Source organism: Hydrotalea lipotrueae (genome assembly GCF_019249625.1).
In the GTDB taxonomy this organism is placed as follows: domain Bacteria; phylum Bacteroidota; class Bacteroidia; order Chitinophagales; family Chitinophagaceae; genus Hydrotalea; species Hydrotalea flava.
In genome coordinates, this window is record NZ_JAESDL010000002.1 from 197,961 (window position 1) to 217,416 (window position 19,456).

Below are 19,456 nucleotides of genomic sequence, written 5' to 3' on the forward strand. Positions count from 1 at the left end.
CATATTTGAAGATGAAATAAACATTTTATTTTATGAAATTACATACCATTGATACCGGCAATTTTAAATTAGATGGCGGTGCTATGTTTGGGGTAGTTCCAAAAACCATTTGGCAAAAACTAAACCCAGCTGATGAAAACAATCTTTGCAACTGGTCGATGCGCTGTTTACTGATTGAAGATGGCAACCAACTCATATTAATTGACAATGGTATTGGCAATAAACAGGATGCAAAATTTTTTTCGCACTATTATTTAAATGGCGATGCTACTTTAGAAAAATCGTTGGCCAAAGCCGGTTTTCATAAAGATGATATTACTGATGTTTTTTTAACGCACCTGCATTTTGATCATTGTGGAGGAAGCATTGAAATAATAAACAACAAATTAGTACCTGCCTTTAAAAATGCAACCTATTGGAGCAATGCAACACACTGGCAATGGGCCACACAGCCCAATGCCCGGGAAAAAGCTTCTTTTTTAAAAGAAAATATTTTACCCATTCAGGAAAGTGGACAGTTAAAATTTATTGAAACCGGCAAAATTGACAGCCCTGTTCCTGCACCCTTTCATACAGACATCCAAATTATTTTTGCCGATGGACATACCGATAAAATGATGTTGCCTCAAATTAAATACAAAGGGCATACCGTTGTTTTCATGGCCGATTTGCTACCATCAATAGCACATATACCATTACCCTATGTAATGGCTTATGATATGTTTCCATTAACCACACTCAACGAAAAAAAATATTTCTTAGAAAAAGCTACGCTTGAAAACTATATCCTGTTTTTTGAACACGATATTCAGAACGAATGTTGCACGCTTTCACAAACAGAAAAGGGAATTCGGCAAAAAGAAATATTTCGATTGCAGGAATTGGGATAAATAACATTAATGGAAAGACAGCATGGATGTTAATGGGTACCGTAAATTACGGTATTGCATCATATCTACCTTCACACTACCCACTACAATGGGGCTTTCAATGCGCAAAGGAATATGATTGGGATCGTCTGAAACCCACACATTCATTTTTTCACCACCGGTAAAAATGGTTCCTTTTACCAATAATGGCCTGAATTTAATGGCTCTGAATTTTCCATATTTGGTTTTAATTACTTCTTTACCTAAATACCTGATATATAATGGATAAACCTGATTGTCTAAAAACATATCAAAAGGAATTTTATCATCTACTTTATACCCGCTGAAATCAATATTACGGGCATAGTAAATTGAACTTAACACATCCTGAATACAGGATGGTACTTTATAAACACCCTTGGTTGTAATGGCAATATTGGTTTGCTGGTTAAATGTTACGCTTTCATAAGTTTTATATCCACCCTCATCCACATTTCTGATAAATTTATACGGCTGTAGCGTTGCTGTGTCAAAATAAGTTTCGTAGCGGTCGCGCACCTTAAAAATCCAGTCGTAACTAGGGTTTGAACTACCGGTACCCACTACATGGTACACATCTTTATTATTTAACTTCTCTAATGCAGTAGTAAAGTTGGCAGTACCTGCATTTACATATACCCCAATTACAGAATAAAAAATGGTATAAGAAATACTTTCACCATTTTCAAAAGCATAATTACGTACACCGCAGGATTCTTCCCCTGCCCATAATGGGAAAGAGGTAGCCAACGTAAACAATAAAATAACTATTTTTTTCATGCGATTATCTTCAGCTAAATATAAAATCAATGATTCGTGTTCTTTACAATTACAGCCATTTGAATGAAAGGTTGCAATTTTTTTGACACATTTTCTTCAATGTACATTTATTTTTTAAATAATTTAATACGCAGTACCAACATACTGCCTGCCGAAGCCGGAATAATTCGATTAATCAACCAAATACCGGTAGCCGCAAACAATATACCTAGCATATTGCTGCTAACCAAACCAAATAATTGTAAACTCAATGCGCCACGAATGCCTACCTCGGCCAAAGCAATGGTAGGCACAATAGCCAATGCCAAAAAAAACACTGCCGTAATACATACCAATACCAGCACATTTTCATGAACGCCACAAACCTGTAACATCAGCACATATTGCAAAAGGAAAATTACAAAACGAAGAGCGGAAAAAATTAAAACTGTTGTTAATTCCTTCCAATTTAAAGTGGCAATATTTGTAAAAAAATAACTGTATTTTTTTACAAGAGACAATTTTTCTATCAACTTTGTTATGCCGGATAAGTTATAATAAACAAATACCAGTACTACTGTAAACAGTACGATTACCCATAACATATTCTGTAACCAATACTGCACAGCATCAGAAAGTTTGCTCAGTGCTTCTATTCCAATATGCTTTAAATACAGCCAAGCTGCAATGCCGGCTATAAAGGTGATGACTAACTGACTTATACTGGCTACCATGTTTAAAGCAACTGACCGCAACCTGTTTCCTTCATCTAAATACATCATTCTACCTACATATTCACCCACATTATTGGGCGAATTGATGGCAAATGCCTGCCCTGTTAAAACCGCTTTAAATGCTTTTGTATAACCAATTACCTGAATGGTTTGTAATAGAAACTGCCATTTTTTAGCTTCAATACCCCAATTTACCAGCATCAACAACAAAACAGCCACCAACTTCCACCATTCTGTTCCGGTTAAAGAAATCCATAATACCTGCAAGGCCCCCTCTATATTTTTTTGATGCTGAATTTGATGATAAATAGAAAAAACTAACCAGATAAATAATACCGGCCCCAGAAAATAATTGATAAATATTTTAAACCGCTTGTTCAGAACGAATAATTTAGCAGCAAAGTAATAGGGAATAAACCATATTTAGAAACCCATGGGTTGAATTACATACATTCACCTAACATTTTAATTCATTCATAGGGATAAAGACAGGAAGATTGTAACACCAACACCAATTACATGCATAAAAAAAATATAATTTTAGGAATAGACCCGGGCTCGCAGTTAATGGGGTATGCCTTACTGGCTGTACAAAATAACCAGCTGGTATTAATCACGATGGATGTACTTAGTTTAACAAAGTATGATGACATTTATGAAAGATTAGAAAAAATTCATACAAAAATTTGCAGCTTAATCAGCACGTACAAACCCCATTCCTTTGCCATTGAGGCGCCTTTCTTTGGCAAAAATATACAAAGCATGCTAAAATTGGGCAGGGCCCAGGGTGTGGCTATTGCAGCTGCCATGCAGTATAAAATACCTGTAACAGAATATTCTCCCAAAAAAGTAAAACAATCTATTACAGGAAACGGTAATGCCGATAAGGAGCAGGTATGGAAAATGCTGCAGCAGATTTTGCACATTGAAACAAAACCAAAATATTTTGATGCTTCCGATGCTTTAAGTGTGGCATTGTGCCACTATTACCAAACCAATAGTATATTGGGGCAGACACAAAAAGGATTTAAAAATTGGGCTGATTACATTCAACAGCAGGAGAAGAAAAAGAAAACCCAATAGCACTTCATTCAGCCCGTTCCTATAAATATTGTAATATATTTTGTTGCACTTCTGCCAATTCCTCTTGTGTTAATCGCAATTTTTTGTTGAGCAAATGTACATCCTGCATGCCATCCATCGGTATTAAATGAAGATGTGCATGGGGTACTTCAAAACCCAATGTAAGTATGTTTACACGGTTACATGGATAGGCTTTTTGAATGGCCTGTGCAATAGGCTGTGCAAAAGGTAAAATGCCCGCTAAATACTGAGATGGCAATTCAAAAAGCTTATCAGTTTCTATTTTTGGAATTACCAGCGTATGGCCTTTTGTGAAAGGGAAAATATCTAAAAAGGCATAGAATTGATCGTTCTCTGCAATGCGGTAGGAAGGAATATTGCCACGGATAATTTTTGAAAATATCGTCATAAAATTAAATTAAGGGTTGAATAAAAACACACGTTACAAAGCTAAAAAGCCTCATTCACAAAAAATGCAAATGAGGCTTTTATTTGAATCGGAAAAATTAAATCGTAATATTTTCAACCTTAAATTTAATCATGCCGGCAGGCGCCTGTATTTCAGCAACTTCACCAACTGCTTTGCCCAATAAGCCCTTCCCAATTGGGGAACTGGCCGAAATTTTACCCTCTTTTAAATTAGCTTCCTTTTCACCAACAATTTGATAAGTAAATGTTTTTTTAGTGGCCATATTTACAACGGTAACTTTGGTTAAAACGGCTACCCTGCTGGTATCAATGGTTTCGGGATCTACTATTTTTGAGTTCGCAATAATCCCCTCTAATTGTTTAATTCTGGCTTCCAGCATTCCTTGTGCTTCTTTTGCAGAATCATATTCTGCGTTTTCTTTTAAATCACCCTTTTCACGAGCTTCAGCAATTGCCCTGGCTGCAGCCGGACGATCAACGGTTTTCATGCGTTGCAATTCTTCCCGCATTTTTTCAAAAGTCTCTTTAGTTACATATTCACTCATAGCCAACGTTTTTAGCAGACATAAAAAAATACAACGCCACATATTCCTGTAGCGTTGCAGTAATCACAAAATTAAGCATTCTAATTTAAAAAAGTAAGCTAATTATAAAATTTACAGCTTTATACCCTATTGCATATTTTACTGAAGGGGCCTTTATTATTTAGCTCTGTTAAAAAATCAGCAAGTTATCTTACGTATTAACAACCATCTGCTACATTTGTTGTTATTGAACCACATGGAACCCATTATTCAGGTACAAAACCTATCCAAACAATTTGGAGATATTGTAGCAGTCAATGACCTTTCTTTTACCGTACCCGCCGGTTCGGTTTACGGATTTTTAGGCCAAAATGGAGCCGGGAAAAGCACTACTATCCGCATGCTGCTATCGCTCATTACACCTACCGAAGGTAATATCCGTTTTTTTGGTCTTCCATTGCAACAACACCGCAAGAAAATTTTCAAAAATATTGGCGCCATTATTGAAAGACCCGATTTATATGGTTATTTATCGGCCTATGATAACTTAAAAATGTTTGCCTGTTTAAATGGCATGCATCCTACCCATTTGCAGTTAATGAACCAATTGGAACAGGTTGGTTTGGCAGACAGAGCAAAAAATAAAGTAAAGACTTTTTCGCAGGGAATGAAACAAAGGCTGGGAATTGGCATTGCTTTAATTCACAATCCTTCACTCATTATTCTGGATGAACCTACCAACGGATTAGACCCACAGGGTATTGCAGACATCAGGCGCTTAATTGTGCAACTCAGCAAAGAACAACAAAAAACCATATTGCTTTCATCACATTTATTGAGCGAGATTGAGCAGATGGCCACACATATTCTGATTATTGATAAAGGCAAAAAAATTATTGCCGACAGTGCCGCAGCTTTATTTAATCCTGCTGAAACCATTGTAGAAATAGAAACCACCAACAATATTGCTTCTTTAGCAATTTTAAAAGCTTCAAAATGGCAACCCCATCTTCAATTGAACAGAGGGCCCAATATATTTTTAAAAATGCATCATGACCAAATTCCCGATTTTAACAGAGCATTATTCAATCTGAATATTCAACTTTTAATGTTACAACCCAGACATAGTTTAGAAGATTATTTTTTACAGGTTACCGCCAATAGCAATACAGATACACTTATTTTAAACCATTAATATTTTGTTGAATGTTTACACTACTACAGGTAGAACTTTATAAAATTTTTAAACGCCCCAGAACCTATATTGCTTTTATAGCCATTGCAGGATTAATTGGCATTATACAACTGGGTTTAAAATTAGATGGCGATGCTTATGTTAATTTTGTAATGAGCAATGTAGAACAGTCATTTACTTTTGATGGTAAACTACTCAATGGTTATTTGGTATGTTATATTATTCTGCAATTGTTATTGGTACACGTGCCCCTTTTAATTGCCTTGGTTGCTGCAGATATGGTTAGTGGCGAAGCCAATATTGGTACTTTACGGCTCATGCTTACCCAACCTGTAAGCAGATACGAAATAATGATGGCAAAATTTATTGCAGCAGCTATTTACACATTTTTATTATTGGTTTGGATGGCTGTTTTAGCACTTTTTGTTAGTATATGGCTGTTTGGCACCGATGATTTAATTATACAAAAAACCCGTTACTTAGTGCAAATGAGTAAAGATGATGTTTTTTGGCGCTATGTTGGTGCATTTGGATTTGCTTTATTGGCTATGCTAACGGTGGCGGCTTTAAGTTTTTTATTATCGGTATTTGCAGAAAACTCAATTGGGCCTATTGTAGCTACCATCAGCATTATTATATTCTTTACTATTTTAAGCACCATGAGTATTCCTATTTTTCAAAAAATTCAACCTTATTTATTTACAACCCACATGGTTGCCTGGAAGGAGTATTTTGATTTAAAAGTAAATACCGATAATACCGCATTAAAAGGTACGCTGCAAAACAAAAAGCAAATTATTCAATCGGCATGGATATTGGCAGCGCATATTGTGCTGTTTGTAGGTGTGGCTATATTTGTTTTTAAAAGGAAGGATATATTAACCTAACCAAACAGTACAAATCGTTTTTTTTGAACATCGAAAATAAATTGGAATGAAGGGAATAAAAATTCTATGTGCATTGTTACTTGCATTGATGCATGTACAGTATAGTGCCGCACAAGATGAAACAGCATTAATTGAAAAAGTAAAACAAAAGTTAGACCAGGTGCATGATTATGTTGCTACCGGCCGCATGAAGACAGATGTAGCTTTTATTAAAGCACCGGTGGGCACTGTAAAAATTTATTACAAACAGCCCGATTATTTTCGATTGATTCGTGAAGGCGGTATTTCAATTTTACCCAAGGGTGGCGTTACTGTAAACATGAATGCAATTATGGCTACTAAAAGTTATGTGGCACTATTTGCCGGTAATACCGTAACAGATGGCTTTCCAACGAGAATAGTAAAGCTGTTACCTATGAATGAAAATAATGATATTGTTTTAACCACTTTATACATAGATGAAAAAAACCTGCTGATTAGAAAAGCTATTACCACAACTAAAGAAAATGGTACTTACCAAATTAATATGCAATATGGCCGATACAGTAATTTGGGCTTACCGGATAAAGTGATTTTTACTTTCAACACTCAAAATTATAAAATACCCAAGGGTGTTACTTTAGAAATGGATGAACCACTTACTGATACAGACAGGAAAAAAATGCAACAAAAAAATGGAAAGGTTGAAATTGATTATGCTTCATACACCATTAATAAAGGCTTACCGCAAGGTATATTCAATAATTAATATATTTTTAACGACCAGGTACGATTAAATTTTGAATGTGGCGCTAATACATATATCCCTTCTTTTTGAATCAGTTGCTGATGGGTATTTTCACTGTCGGCAACCCCGCACCATGGTTCTATACAAACAAAATCAGCATCTTTGGCAGCCCAAATTCCTAAGTATGGAAAATCAGGAAATTGTAAGGTAATACCATGTTTGTTTTTTGTGTTGCATAATTGAACGCTGTTAGAAACCAGGTGTTTAAATACCAATGCATCTTTATAGAACAACGATTTGTGTAATGCAATAGTATTACTATTCTTTAAAAAAGGCACCGGATCTTCGTGCAACAAGCCATCATCCGTTAACGGCCAAATACCCATATTTTCAACTTGATTAAATTGTAAAAAATAATCTTCATAAACTGTATCGGTAGTAAGGGGTACTGCAAATGCCGGATGTGCACCTAAAGAGAAATACATATCATATGAATCTGTATTCTCAACGATATACTCAACGGTAAGTATATTGTTACTGATGGTATAAGTAATGGAGAAATGAAACCGAAATGGATAAACCTGTAAAGTTTCAATAGAATTGGTTAATATGAACTGAATCGAATTGTCAGTATGTTTTTGCACCGTAAAAACCATATCTCTTGCAAAACCATGCCTGCTTAAATGATAGGCTTTGTTATTAAAATAATAAGTATTTTGTTTTAAACCGCCTACAATGGGAAATAATACGGGACTTTTTTTAGCCCAGTATGTTGGATTGCCATTCCATAAATATTCTAATCCTGTTGTTGTATGGAAGATGCGCTGTAACTCAGCACCTTTGTCGGCAATTTGCACCAGCATGGTTGAACTGGCAATGGTATAAACAGCCATATCAGTTGGTTAAAATTATTCTTCTACTTTTTCATCTACCGCATTGGCTAAAATTCGTGCGCTCATTTTTTTCATAGGATTAGCACGGGCATCTTTATAACCCTGTCTGGTTCTAATAATATCTATGGCTTCAAAAATGGCAGCAATAAATGAAGTATGGTCTGCTTTTCCTTTTCCTGCAATGTCAAATGCCGTACCGTGGTCGGGGCTTGTTCTTACAGCAGGCAATCCTGCTGTATAATTGATGCCTTCACCTAAGGCCAATGATTTAAAAGGGATTAGACCCTGATCGTGATACATGGCCAATACAGCATCAAACTGATTGTATTGTGCTCTTGCAAAAAATGCATCAGCACTATAAGGCCCAAAAACCAACATATTGTGTTTGGCATCTTTAATGGCAGGTTTTATAATGGTTTCCTCTTCTGTTCCTATTAAGCCTTCATCGCCTGCATGTGGATTTAAACCTAAAACAGCAATACGTGGCTTTTCTATTCCAAAATCAGTTTGCAGGCTTTGGTGCATAATTTTAATTTTTCTTAAAATATTTTCCCTGGTAATCAGTCCTGCAATTTCTTTTACGGGAATATGTTCTGTAACAACTGCCACACGCATATTTTCGGCAACCATCATCATTACTACATCATCTGCCTGAAACTGAGCTTTCAAATAAGGTGTATGCCCGGTATACTGAAAAGTTTCAGATTGTATATTTTTTTTATGAATGGGGGCTGTAACCAAGCCATGAATATTCCCATCCTTCAATGCTTTAACCGCCACTTCAAGCGAACGTAAAGCATACTCGCCACCTGTGGCATTTAACACACCGGGCTGAATTGCTACTTCTTCTTCCCAACAACTGAATAAATTAACCTGCTTATGGCTTAATTTAGAAAAATCTTTGGTGCTATTGTAAGTAAAGTTATAGTCTGGTAAACTTTTTCTGTAAAAATTAATACTCTTGTTGCCCGAAAAAACCACCGGAATACAGATATCAAGTATACGATGGTCAGATAGCGATTTAATAATTAATTCAATACCAATACCATTTAAATCGCCGGAAGTAATGCCTATAACAGGTTTTAGCAGTTCATTGCTCATAATAAAACATTAAAAGGTAAAGTTAAGGAGAATAGTGTGTGAAAGTACCATACAAATACTTAACTGAAACAGAATATCAGCCTCTACAAATGGTTATTTTTGCAGCAATGGAATACCAATTAAAAAAATCGTTAGGTCAACATTTTTTAATCAATGAATCTATTTGTAAAAAAATAGCAGCGGCATTGCAGGAACTTCCGCTCAGCCATTTACTAGAAGTAGGCCCGGGTGGTGGTGCCTTAACCAAATATTTATTACAAATTCCCAATATTGATTTGAAGGCCGTTGAAATAGATACGGAAAAAGTTACCTATCTGAAAAAAACATATCCAAATTTAAAAAATAATATTATCCATACCGATATGCTGGAAATGGATGCCCCTTTTACCACCCATTTTACCGTAATTGGCAATTTTCCTTACAACATTTCTTCGCAAATTCTGTTTAAAATTTTAGAATGGAAAACACAGGTTCCATTCGTAATTGGCATGTTTCAAAAAGAAGTAGCACAGCGCATAGCTGCCAAACCCAATAGTAAAGCCTATGGTATTTTAAGTGTATTAATACAGGCATTTTACAAAGTAGAATATTTGTTTGATGTAGAGCCAACTGCTTTTAAACCACCACCAAAAGTAATGAGCGGGGTTATCCGGCTAACAAAAAATGAGCATGTAGTACCCATGCATAGCGAGAAATACTTTTTTTTATTGGTGAAAACTGCATTTAACCAACGCAGAAAAATGTTACGCAATGCCGTAAAAAATTTATTTGAAACAACAGTATTACAAGATGAAATATTTAGTAAAAGGGCAGAACAATTAGGTGCAGATGATTTTGCAATGCTGACTTTTAAAATGAAATTAAATTAATAAAAAATAGTAGATGCCATTGCGTCAATGTTTTGGACATGAAACAACAAGTTATTATTACCGCTAAATGCCACCCTGTTTTAATGGAAACATTTGAAAAAAAGGGCTTTGAAGTACTATACCAACCGGGTATACAATACAACGAATTGTTTGCAATTATTGAAAATGCAACAGGATTGATTGTAACCACCAAGTTATTGATTGATAAAGCGATGCTGGATAAAGCCCGTAATTTAAAATGGATTGGCCGCTTAGGCAGTGGTATGGAAATGATAGATGTGGCTTATGCAGAAAGCAAAAACATTGCATGTGTAAGCAGTCCCGAAGGCAACAGAAATGCTGTGGCAGAACATGGTCTGGGTATGTTGCTGAACTTAATGAACCACATTACCAAAAGCTATTTGGAAGTAAAGGAAGGCAAATGGCTAAGAGATGCGAACCGTGGTGAAGAACTTTTTGGCAAAACAATCGGTATTATCGGGTTTGGAAATAACGGTAGTGCCTTTGCGAAAATTTTAGCATCATTTAATGTTACCGTTTTGGCTTATGACAAATACAAATCTGATTTTGCAAAAGGATACATACATGAAGCAAACATTGAACAAATTCAACGCTATGCCGATGTAATCAGCCTGCATGTGCCACTTACATCAGAAACACGTCATTTGGCCAATACATCATTTTTCAATGCCTTGGAAAGAACACCTTATTTTCTGAACCTTTGCAGAGGAAAAGTAACTGATACCAATGCTTTAATCCATGCATTGAGCAATAAAAGAATTAAAGCTGCCGGTTTAGATGTATTAGAGAATGAACAGTTAGACCAATACACAACTACTGAAAAAGAACAGTTAAACTGGTTAATGCAGCAACCGAATGTACTCATTACGCCGCATATTGCGGGCTACAGCCATGAAGCATTGTACAAAATGGCAAAAGTAGTATTAGAAAAATTAGGCTTTGCCTCGCAAAAATGATGGATTACTTTTTTCCGGCATTTAAATATTCCTGCAACACTTTTACATAGGCTTCAAAGGCTTCAATACCTTTGGGAGTTATTTTACAAATGGTTAAAGGATAATTATTACTGAATTTTTTTCTACTTCTACATAGCCGGCTTCTTTTAATTTTTAAATTTATACCGACAAGTTATCCGCAGTTGCATTTGTTTTTTCTTTAATAAAATAAAAATCAGCTTCCTGCACAGTAATTAACAAACTCATCACCGCAAGTCTTAATTGAGAATACAATATTGGATCCAACTCTTTAAACATGAATGGCCGGCTGCTTTAAATATCATTACGCAATAATATTCCAGGAATTAACCAACTAAAAACAACTGCAATGGTTTGTAATAAAAAATCGAAAGTAGTATTAAAAAAACAGGAGGCGACAAAACAAATTATACAAAGCAAACCACCCAAGAACATGGGCTTAAATTTTCTGATAAATCTTTCTTGGATTGGCTGCAAATGATTGCCATATTAATTACGCACAAATGCACCTCATTAAAAAACAGATGCTTCAAAAACAATACTATTAAACACAACAATTGGCGCAAAAGCCTCATTATGGAAAAAATTAGAATGGGTTTTGATTACTTTATTAGTCAGTTCTGCTACAGAAATAACAGTTATTTTAACTTCAATTTCTGTTTATCCTTATTATTGATAAACACATCACCATTCTTTATATCATCTGCCAGTTGCTGAATAGTTTTAGTTTCAAATAATGCTATCAACTGTTCTTTTATTATTTTATATTTCGAATGCATAGGGCAAGGTTGTGTCTCAGAACATTTATCCAAACCTAACACACATTTATCCAGCACTTCATCTTCTCCCATTGCCTTAAGGATGGTGCGAACCGGCAGTTTTTTCGCTTTTTCAGTCATAAAAAATCCGCCGTTAGGTCCACTGACAGATCGGATGATTTTATTGTCCTTTCTAAGTGCCTGTAATATTTTAGCGGTAAATGATTGAGGCGCATCAATGGCCTTAGAAATTTCTCCAATTACGATTTTGTTTTCCACTGTGCCTTTTTGTGCAATGTATATCGTTGCTCTTAATGCATATTCTGTTGCTTTTGAAAACATGAAATTGATTTTAAAAAGAAAATTACATTTTATTTTAGTAACTGCGTAAAGTTGTGGTATCAATCCATCTTATCTTGCAACTTGCAAATGAATCTTTTGTTTCTACTAATTTTAGTTCAATCACTATAGTAATAGATGGAAATATTCAAAATAAAATTTTTTTGTAAATACATGTATTTTTTACAATGTATTAAATTTTCGGTATAATCAAATTTTTCTGAGAATGAATAGGAAGGTGCCTTGCTATGTAATTTTTTAGATAACCCAAGTTATGGTCAATCATCCTGAGAATGTATTCAGTTATCAATTGTTTTAGTTCCTTAAAATCAAAAACAAAGCCCGGTATCGGAATATACTCATCTTTGGGTGAATTCCCTGAAACAGTAACCTATAATTTGTAAGAAAGGCAGTGCATATTTTTTACAGACACCTGTATAACCCATCAATATCAATGGCATGTGCCAGTTCGAAATAAAATATTAATAATTTTTATTATTTGTAACATAATATATACCTGCCTGAGATACCAGTCCTCAAACACCGGATAGTTTTTAGTCGGCACTTTTGAAAATAATAAATTCAAATAATTAAGGACAAATTAATCCTTAATTACTATATTTGTCGATAAATATTTATTTATGGCAAAAAATAATTTCATCAGATACCTGCTTAATCCCAAAAACTGGTGGCTGCCATTACTAGTAATTTTTGTAATTAGTATAGCAGGCGTAACCATGATTGGGCTACATACTTACACAGAAGCACCCCCTATTCCAAACTATGTTTCAGCCAAGAATGAAACTGTTTTTTCAAAGGAGGATGTGTTAAAAGGTCAGGCATTATTTCAAAAATATGCACTGATGGAATATGGCAGTATGTTTGGTGATGGTGCCAACCGTGGCCCAGACTATACAGCAGAAGCCTTACATTATGTTTCTCAATACATGAATGACTATTATCTATCCCGGTTGAAAGCCGGAGCAAATAGCAATTTGCTTAAAAAGGGGGTGGCAGAACAGGTAAAAGCAGAAATTAAAAGCAATCATTATAGTAAAGACAACAACAGTGTAACACTTTCCGATGCACAAGTTTTTGCAATCAGAGAATTAATAAAATATTATCACCAAAAATTCACAAATCCCTCTTCCTCCGGAGCATTTAAACCAGATGGTTACATTTCGGATGAAAATGAAATAAGGTCGTTAACAGCCTTTTTCTTTTGGGGTTCATGGGTTTGTGGCGTAGAAAGGCCGGGAGAACATTACAGCTATACACATAACTGGCCTTACGATCCTACAGCAGGAAATACACCGAGTGCTACGATTATTTTATGGAGTATTATCGGTTCATTGGGGTTGATATTTGGGTTGGGTATCGTATTGTTTTATCATGGCAAGCTGGATAAGCTGGGTGATGATGTTTATACAAAAAAGGCAGAGCCTTTTATGACAAAAGGTGATATACAAAAGTTTCAACCGGATGCCATTCAAAAAAATACCTACAAATTTTTTTATGTTGCCATAATACTTTTTGCTGTGCAGGTTTTGGCAGGTATTTTAACCGTACATTATTTTTTAGGTTTTATAAATTTTTTCGGATTCAATATTTCCGAAGCATTGCCAATTACTGTAACAAGAAGTTGGCATGTACAATTATCCATTCTATGGATATCAATCTGCTGGATTGGCGCGTCATTTTTTATGATGTCATTTGTATCACCCAATCAATCAAAAAAACAGGTTACACTTATTAATACTATTTTCTGGCTTACGGTATTGCTGGTGGGAGGTTCCTTTGTCGGTATGTTGCTTGGGCCGAAAGGTCTTGCCGGGAAAAACTGGTATTTGCTGGGAAACCAGGGATGGGAGTATGTTGAACTTGGAAAATTATGGCAGATTATACTGGGTGTAGTATTCATTATCTGGGCAGTAACCATTTACAGAGGAATTAAACCCACTATGAAATTAAAGCAGCCATGGGCTTTACCTAACTGGTTAGTATATGCCACATTCAGTATAATTTTATTATTGATCTCCGGCTTTATTGCAACACCCAAAACCAATTTTGTGATTGCTGATTTCTGGAGATGGATGGTAGTGCACATGTGGGCCGAAGCTTTTTTTGAAGTGTTCACCACAGTGCTGATTGGGTACTTTATGGTATTGATGGGATTGGTAAGCAGGCAGGCTGTGATTCGTGTTATCTATTTAGCAACCTTATTATTTCTTGGTTCTGGTTTGCTGGGTATTTCACATAATTTTTACTGGAATGCTAAGCCGGTTTTCACAATGGCTCTTGGCTCAGTGTTTTCAACATTGCAAGTAATACCTTTAGTGCTGCTCACATTAGAAGCATGGCGTTTCAGCAAACTCCCAAAACTGCTGGAAACGAATAATCGGATAAATGGAGATTTGAATAAATGTTTTGGATTTTCTGAAGTGTTCCTGTTTTTGGTAGCTGTTAATTTCTGGAATTTTTTTGGAGCAGGTGTTCTGGGATTTATTATCAATCTTCCTATTGCCAATTATTATGAGCATGGAACTTATTTAACCGTTAATCATGGCCATGCTGCATTAATGGGTGTTTATGGCAATCTTGCAGTAGCTGCTGTTTTATTTTGTTGCCAGTTATTATTTAAGGCCGATTGGTGGAAACCAAAACTCATTAAAACAGTATTCTGGTCCATTAATATCGGTTTGTTACTAATGGTATTACTTGATTTATTTCCTGCAGGTATTTACCAGTTTAAAACAGCAACAGAACAAGGACTATGGTATGCCCGTAGCAGTGCATTTATAGAAAGCAGCGGTTTTCAAACGCTCACTTGGCTGCGTATTGTTGGTGGTTCCATTTTTACTGTAGGTGGCGTGATACCACTTGTTTGGTTTATAACCAGTAGAAGAAAAGGGTTAAAAAAAGATGAGAATAATGATACAATACAATCAAAAACTGATGAAAATATTGCAACGATATTGGCTTAATATTAAAATAATTAGTATCCGGTAATTGCATTTTTAATCGGACTTATGAAAAATTATCGCTTTAAAAAATATTTTTCGCACTATGAAAACAAGAACTGGTTATAAACCACTGTTGTATTCCTGCTCTGGCTGTTCCAGTGCTGCGCAAATGGCAAATTATATTGCTGTTCAGCTTGACAGGATGAATATTGCAGAAATGTCATGCATTGCCGGAGTTGGAGGTAACGTAAAGAATCTTGTACGTACAGCTACTTCCGGAAGAAAAATTATTGTAATAGATGGTTGCCCACTGGCATGCTCAAAAGCATGTTTGGGTAATCATTCAGTAACGCCTGATGTCCACATCGATTTGTCCTGCATGGGCGTTCCCAAAAAATTGCATGAAGATTTTGATATGAAAGATGCTAACAAAATTTTAAAACAAATTGAAATTCTCATCCATAAACAACAGTAAATTATTCTTGTGAAAAATAAATAAACAGTATCTGTTTTTTGAAATTCACTTAAAAATCAACTGCTTGTGAAAGCTGGAGTAAAATTATGAAAGAAGTAACGCTTAAAAGTAATTAGAGGAAATACTGATGATAATACCTGCCCGTAAATAGCCGAATAACCGCCGGTGCTGAATATATTACCTTGAAATAAAGAAGGTGCAAAACGCCCTCTGCCGGCAATACCCGGTGAGCTGGCATAATAGGGGTTGTTCACCACAAAACCATCTATTTTATTTGCTTGGTTTCATAGCCTTCGCCACCCCGTACAAAAAGGCCTTCCTGTTCGTCTACCTGTTGGGCAACCGGCAATATTTTAATGGCTGCCGTAACATCGGCAGTGACACCGCCCGTAGTGTACATATCCAACGCACTTAATACAGTTGCCACCCGCTTTTTATCGCCGGCAGCAAAACTACCTGCTGTAACAGAAACTGCTTTTAATTCAGAAACTTCTTCTTTCAAAACAAAAACCACAGCAAGAGCATTTTTGGCAATAACAATTTTTTCTTCTTTCAATCCATAACCCATTATTTTGGCTTGAAAAATTTTATCTTCTTTTTTGAAAGTTTGGAACGAAAATTGTCCCAGACTGCCTGTCTGTTACAACACCATCGTAGGTTTGCAATAAAGTAATGCCTACGCCATGAATGGGTTTACCTTTCACATCTTTCACCAAACCCGAAGTTTTTGTTGGGCTGTTGGTTCCTGCCATAGCCAAAAATGCTATGAAAAATGCATAATTTGTTTCATATACTCAATTTAAAAACACAAGCATAAAGTAGTTTATTTTATACACTAAACTATTTTATAAAAAGTTGATTCTATGGTTTAAAATACTCCTTTTGTATGATGGAATGAACAGGGAAGGAAGCAGATGAAATGATATAACTTATTGTGATAGAGCCGGTTGCTTGTTATTGTTTGTAGTAAAAACAAAAACCCCGGTAATAAATCCGGGGTTTTCAAAGTACTAAATATGATTGATTATTTATACTGTGGATACAAACCTGCAGCTAAATCGGTCATTTTCTTTAAACTTTCATCATTTAACTGGCCTTTTTTAAATTCTGCCAGTACATCGGGTAATTTAGTCTCCATTTCAAGCAGAAAATGCGCTTCAAATGCCTTTACTTTACTTACAGCCACATCGCGCAATAAGCCTTGTGTACCCAAATAAATAATAGCTACCTGTTTTTCAACGCTCATGGGGCTATACTGGGGTTGTTTCAATATTTCAACGTTACGGGCACCTTTATCGATTACCGATTTGGTCGCTGCATCTAAATCGCCACCAAATTTAGAGAAGGCCTCTAATTCGCGGTACAATGCCTGGTCTAACTTTAAGGTACCGGCTACTTTTTTCATCGATTTAATTTGGGCATTACCACCTACCCTACTCACTGAAATACCTACGTTAATAGCTGGACGAATACCGGCATTAAACAAGTTACCTTCCAGAAATATTTGGCCATCGGTAATTGAAATAACGTTAGTAGGAATGTAAGCAGATACATCGCCTGCTTGTGTTTCAATAATTGGTAAAGCTGTTAAACTACCCCCACCTTTTACCAAATGTTTGATAGAATCGGGAAGGTCGTTCATGTTTTTTGCCACATCATCGTTGGAAATTACTTTGGCAGCCCTTTCCAATAAACGGCTATGTAAATAGAATACATCACCGGGATATGCTTCACGGCCTGGGGGTCTGCGCAACAATAGCGATACTTCGCGGTAAGCCACTGCCTGTTTTGATAAATCATCATAAATAATTAGAGCTGGTCTTCCGGTATCGCGGAAAAATTCACCAATTGCAGCACCGGCAAATGGTGCATAGAACTGTAATGGAGCCGGATCTGAAGCAGATGCAGCCACAATAGTTGTATAAGCCATGGCGCCATTGTCTTCCAGTGTTTTCATTACACCGGCAACAGTAGAGGCTTTTTGACCAACGGCTACATAAATACAATACACCGGATTGCCGGCTTCATAAAATTCTTTTTGATTGATAATGGTATCAACAGCAATGGCGGTTTTACCGGTTTGGCGGTCACCAATAATCAATTCACGCTGGCCACGACCAATTGGAATCATGGCATCTATGGCTTTAATACCGGTTTGCAAAGGTTCTTTCACAGGTTCACGGAAAATAACGCCTGGGGCTTTACGTTCCAGTGGCATTTCATACAATTCACCTTTAATAGGGCCTTTGCCATCAATAGGTTCTCCAAGTGTATTTAATACACGGCCCACCATTCCATCGCCCACTTTAATAGAGGCAATTTGTCCGGTTCTTTTTACTTTGGCACCTTCTTTAATACCTTCGCTTTCACCCATTAATACCACCCCTACATTATCTTCTTCCAGGTTAAGTGCAATGGCTTTTACGCCATTATCAAACTCTACCAGTTCACCTGAACGCACATTGTTAAGGCCATAAACACGGGCAATACCATCACCCACTTGTAAAACAGTACCCACTTCTTCCAATTCAGCCGATACATTGAAATCACTCAACTGTTGCCTGAGTATGGCTGAAATTTCATCTGGTTTAATGTCTACCATATTGTTGATTTTATGCTATGATTATAATTGTAAAAAATTAATGCAGTTTATCGTATTTGCTGCACATATAAATTTTGCTGAAACTGTTTTTTGATATCTTTCAAATCGCGTAATACACTGGCATCTACCAAATTGTTTTGAAAACTCAATACAAAGCCGCCAATTAAACTTTCATCTACTTTCGTTTCCAACTGTACTTTATCAAATCCACGTGCTGTTTTTACTTTGGTTTCAATGGCATTTTTTAAACTGTCTGAAACGGAAACTGCTGTGGTAAGGGTTACAATATGAATGCCTTTTAATGCATTGTAATGCTCAATAAATGCATTGGCTATTTCGGGTAACACATTTTCTCTGCCTTTTTTCACTAACAGTTCAAGATACAATGCTGTTAATGCACTTACTGATTTTCCGGTAACTGCTTTAATAATGGCATTCTTTTTATCGGAAGTAACAACTGGGCTCTCCAATAGATTTACAAACTCCCTGCTGGCCTTACAAACAGCTTGAAGGTATTGCATATCAGCCATGATTTTTTCAAGCTCATTTCTTTCAATGCTAATATCAATCAGGCTTTTGGCATACCGGTTTGCTAAACGGGGATTATTCATTATCGATAATTATAATTACGTTGAAATAGAATTAATTTAATGGAACAGCATTCACCAATGTTTGAATATATTTTTCCTGTTCTGCTTTACTGCTGAGTTCTCTGTGTAATATTTTTTCACTTACTTCAATTACCAAAGCGCCCACCTGATTTTTTACATCAGTTAAAGCAGCATTCTTTTGTTGCAAAATAGCCGTTTGTGCATCGGCAACAATGCGTTCATATTCCTGTTTGGCTTTCTCTTTGGCTTCGGCAATCATTTTATCTGATTGTTCTTTGGCTTCTTTTAAAATCACTGCACGCTCTTCTCTTGCTTTTGCCATTAATGCTTCATTCTCATTTTTTAACGCAGTCATTTCCGCTTTTATTTTTTCTGCAGAAGCAATAGCATCGGCAATACCGGTTTCTCTTTCTTTCAATGTAGAAAGAATGGGCTTCCAGGCATATTTACGCAGCACAATTAAAACAACAATAAAGGCAATAAATGTCCAGAATATTAAACCTAAAGCGGGTGTTAACAATTGCATATATTCAATTTTTATTTTATAACAAAAATTTTTATTTTTCAGAAAGCAATAACCATCTGTATACTGTTTTAAAATCAA

At 35.9% G+C, this 19,456-nt stretch carries 23 protein-coding genes; 9 read left to right on the forward strand and 14 right to left on the reverse strand.

The features are described from left to right. Window positions 1–32 precede the first annotated feature (32 nt). Window positions 33–890, forward strand: coding sequence for an MBL fold metallo-hydrolase (locus tag JK139_RS02825; RefSeq protein WP_074421007.1), 858 nt, complete (start codon window positions 33–35; stop codon window positions 888–890). Window positions 891–896: 6 nt separating this feature from the next. On the opposite strand, the gene JK139_RS02830 is transcribed toward JK139_RS02825, so the two are convergent. Then, a complete protein-coding gene (locus JK139_RS02830) occupies window positions 897–1,688 on the reverse strand; it encodes a DUF3108 domain-containing protein (protein ID WP_218330539.1) in 792 nt (263 codons plus the stop codon). A gap of 107 nt (window positions 1,689–1,795) precedes the next feature. Next, entirely contained in the window at window positions 1,796–2,668 is an 873-nt protein-coding gene (locus tag JK139_RS02835; protein ID WP_074421008.1) for a lysylphosphatidylglycerol synthase domain-containing protein, read from the reverse strand. A gap of 252 nt (window positions 2,669–2,920) precedes the next feature. On the opposite strand from JK139_RS02835, the gene ruvC reads away from it, so the two are divergent. Next, window positions 2,921–3,484, forward strand: a complete 564-nt coding sequence (gene ruvC / locus JK139_RS02840) for a crossover junction endodeoxyribonuclease RuvC (RefSeq protein ID WP_074421009.1) — start codon at window positions 2,921–2,923, stop codon at window positions 3,482–3,484. A gap of 19 nt (window positions 3,485–3,503) precedes the next feature. Here the strand turns inward: ruvC and JK139_RS02845 are convergent, their stop codons facing one another. After that, window positions 3,504–3,893 (reverse strand): HIT family protein, encoded by a 390-nt coding sequence (locus JK139_RS02845; protein ID WP_218330540.1) that lies wholly within the window; start codon window positions 3,891–3,893, stop codon window positions 3,504–3,506. Window positions 3,894–3,990: 97 nt separating this feature from the next. After that, window positions 3,991–4,458 carry a transcription elongation factor GreA gene (greA, locus tag JK139_RS02850; protein WP_074421011.1) on the reverse strand — a complete coding sequence of 156 codons (468 nt, stop codon included), beginning with the start codon at window positions 4,456–4,458 and terminating at the stop codon, window positions 3,991–3,993. A 235-nt stretch (window positions 4,459–4,693) separates the two neighbouring features. Between greA and JK139_RS02855 the strand changes: the two genes are divergently transcribed. The 3 genes from JK139_RS02855 to JK139_RS02865 are packed head-to-tail and all read left to right on the forward strand — an operon-like array spanning window position 4,694 to window position 7,267. After that, the gene (locus JK139_RS02855; RefSeq protein WP_074421012.1) at window positions 4,694–5,632 is read left to right on the forward strand and encodes an ABC transporter ATP-binding protein; all 939 of its coding nucleotides are present in this window, start codon (window positions 4,694–4,696) and stop codon (window positions 5,630–5,632) included. Window positions 5,633–5,643: 11 nt separating this feature from the next. Next, window positions 5,644–6,519, forward strand: coding sequence for an ABC transporter permease (locus JK139_RS02860; protein WP_074421013.1), 876 nt, complete (start codon window positions 5,644–5,646; stop codon window positions 6,517–6,519). Window positions 6,520–6,565: 46 nt separating this feature from the next. Further along, window positions 6,566–7,267, forward strand: a complete 702-nt coding sequence (locus JK139_RS02865; RefSeq protein WP_074421014.1) for a LolA family protein — start codon at window positions 6,566–6,568, stop codon at window positions 7,265–7,267. Here the strand turns inward: JK139_RS02865 and JK139_RS02870 are convergent. Both JK139_RS02870 and pdxA read right to left on the reverse strand, forming a co-directional pair. Next, the gene (locus JK139_RS02870; protein ID WP_218330541.1) at window positions 7,264–8,139 is read right to left on the reverse strand and encodes an aldose 1-epimerase family protein; all 876 of its coding nucleotides are present in this window, start codon (window positions 8,137–8,139) and stop codon (window positions 7,264–7,266) included. The two genes, JK139_RS02865 and JK139_RS02870, sit on opposite strands and share 4 nt — an antisense overlap. 15 nt (window positions 8,140–8,154) lie before the next feature. Then, window positions 8,155–9,240 carry a 4-hydroxythreonine-4-phosphate dehydrogenase PdxA gene (pdxA, locus tag JK139_RS02875; RefSeq protein ID WP_218330542.1) on the reverse strand — a complete coding sequence of 362 codons (1,086 nt, stop codon included), beginning with the start codon at window positions 9,238–9,240 and terminating at the stop codon, window positions 8,155–8,157. A 38-nt stretch (window positions 9,241–9,278) separates the two neighbouring features. Between pdxA and rsmA the strand changes: the two genes are divergently transcribed. Together rsmA and JK139_RS02885 are read left to right on the forward strand one after the other, a co-directional pair. After that, window positions 9,279–10,109, forward strand: a complete 831-nt coding sequence (gene rsmA / locus JK139_RS02880) for a 16S rRNA (adenine(1518)-N(6)/adenine(1519)-N(6))-dimethyltransferase RsmA (protein WP_288072612.1) — start codon at window positions 9,279–9,281, stop codon at window positions 10,107–10,109. 38 nt (window positions 10,110–10,147) lie between these two features. Next, on the forward strand, window positions 10,148–11,086 hold the full coding sequence (locus JK139_RS02885) for an NAD(P)-dependent oxidoreductase (RefSeq protein ID WP_218330543.1): 939 nt from the start codon (window positions 10,148–10,150) through the stop codon (window positions 11,084–11,086). A gap of 4 nt (window positions 11,087–11,090) precedes the next feature. On the opposite strand, the gene JK139_RS15810 is transcribed toward JK139_RS02885, so the two are convergent. The 3 genes from JK139_RS15810 to JK139_RS02895 form a co-directional block, all read right to left on the reverse strand. Next, window positions 11,091–11,249, reverse strand: coding sequence for a transcriptional regulator (locus JK139_RS15810; protein ID WP_353744827.1), 159 nt, complete (start codon window positions 11,247–11,249; stop codon window positions 11,091–11,093). After that, entirely contained in the window at window positions 11,246–11,383 is a 138-nt protein-coding gene (locus tag JK139_RS15815) for a transcriptional regulator (RefSeq protein WP_353744826.1), read from the reverse strand. The genes JK139_RS15810 and JK139_RS15815 overlap by 4 nt, the downstream gene beginning before the upstream one ends. Before the next feature lie 359 nt (window positions 11,384–11,742). After that, window positions 11,743–12,204 carry an RrF2 family transcriptional regulator gene (locus JK139_RS02895; protein WP_074420369.1) on the reverse strand — a complete coding sequence of 154 codons (462 nt, stop codon included), beginning with the start codon at window positions 12,202–12,204 and terminating at the stop codon, window positions 11,743–11,745. Between the two features lie 638 nt (window positions 12,205–12,842). Between JK139_RS02895 and JK139_RS02900 the strand changes: the two genes are divergently transcribed. Next, window positions 12,843–15,185, forward strand: coding sequence for a nitric-oxide reductase large subunit (locus JK139_RS02900; RefSeq protein ID WP_074420363.1), 2,343 nt, complete (start codon window positions 12,843–12,845; stop codon window positions 15,183–15,185). An 82-nt stretch (window positions 15,186–15,267) separates the two neighbouring features. Then, the gene (locus JK139_RS02905) at window positions 15,268–15,639 is read left to right on the forward strand and encodes a putative zinc-binding protein (RefSeq protein WP_218330544.1); all 372 of its coding nucleotides are present in this window, start codon (window positions 15,268–15,270) and stop codon (window positions 15,637–15,639) included. A 265-nt stretch (window positions 15,640–15,904) separates the two neighbouring features. On the opposite strand, the gene JK139_RS02910 is transcribed toward JK139_RS02905, so the two are convergent. From JK139_RS02910 to atpF, 5 genes are all read right to left on the reverse strand, one after another. After that, window positions 15,905–16,207 carry a hypothetical protein gene (locus JK139_RS02910; protein WP_218330545.1) on the reverse strand — a complete coding sequence of 101 codons (303 nt, stop codon included), beginning with the start codon at window positions 16,205–16,207 and terminating at the stop codon, window positions 15,905–15,907. Between the two features lie 19 nt (window positions 16,208–16,226). Beyond that, window positions 16,227–16,391, reverse strand: a complete 165-nt coding sequence (locus JK139_RS02915) for a hypothetical protein (protein WP_179852371.1) — start codon at window positions 16,389–16,391, stop codon at window positions 16,227–16,229. Between the two features lie 272 nt (window positions 16,392–16,663). Beyond that, window positions 16,664–18,241, reverse strand: a complete 1,578-nt coding sequence (gene atpA / locus JK139_RS02920) for a F0F1 ATP synthase subunit alpha (protein ID WP_218330546.1) — start codon at window positions 18,239–18,241, stop codon at window positions 16,664–16,666. 47 nt (window positions 18,242–18,288) lie between these two features. Next, entirely contained in the window at window positions 18,289–18,852 is a 564-nt protein-coding gene (atpH, locus tag JK139_RS02925) for an ATP synthase F1 subunit delta (RefSeq protein ID WP_074420359.1), read from the reverse strand. 31 nt (window positions 18,853–18,883) lie between these two features. Then, window positions 18,884–19,378: a F0F1 ATP synthase subunit B gene (atpF, locus tag JK139_RS02930; RefSeq protein WP_074420368.1), complete on the reverse strand. Its 495-nt coding sequence runs from the start codon at window positions 19,376–19,378 to the stop codon at window positions 18,884–18,886. Between the last annotated feature and the right edge of the window lie 78 nt (window positions 19,379–19,456).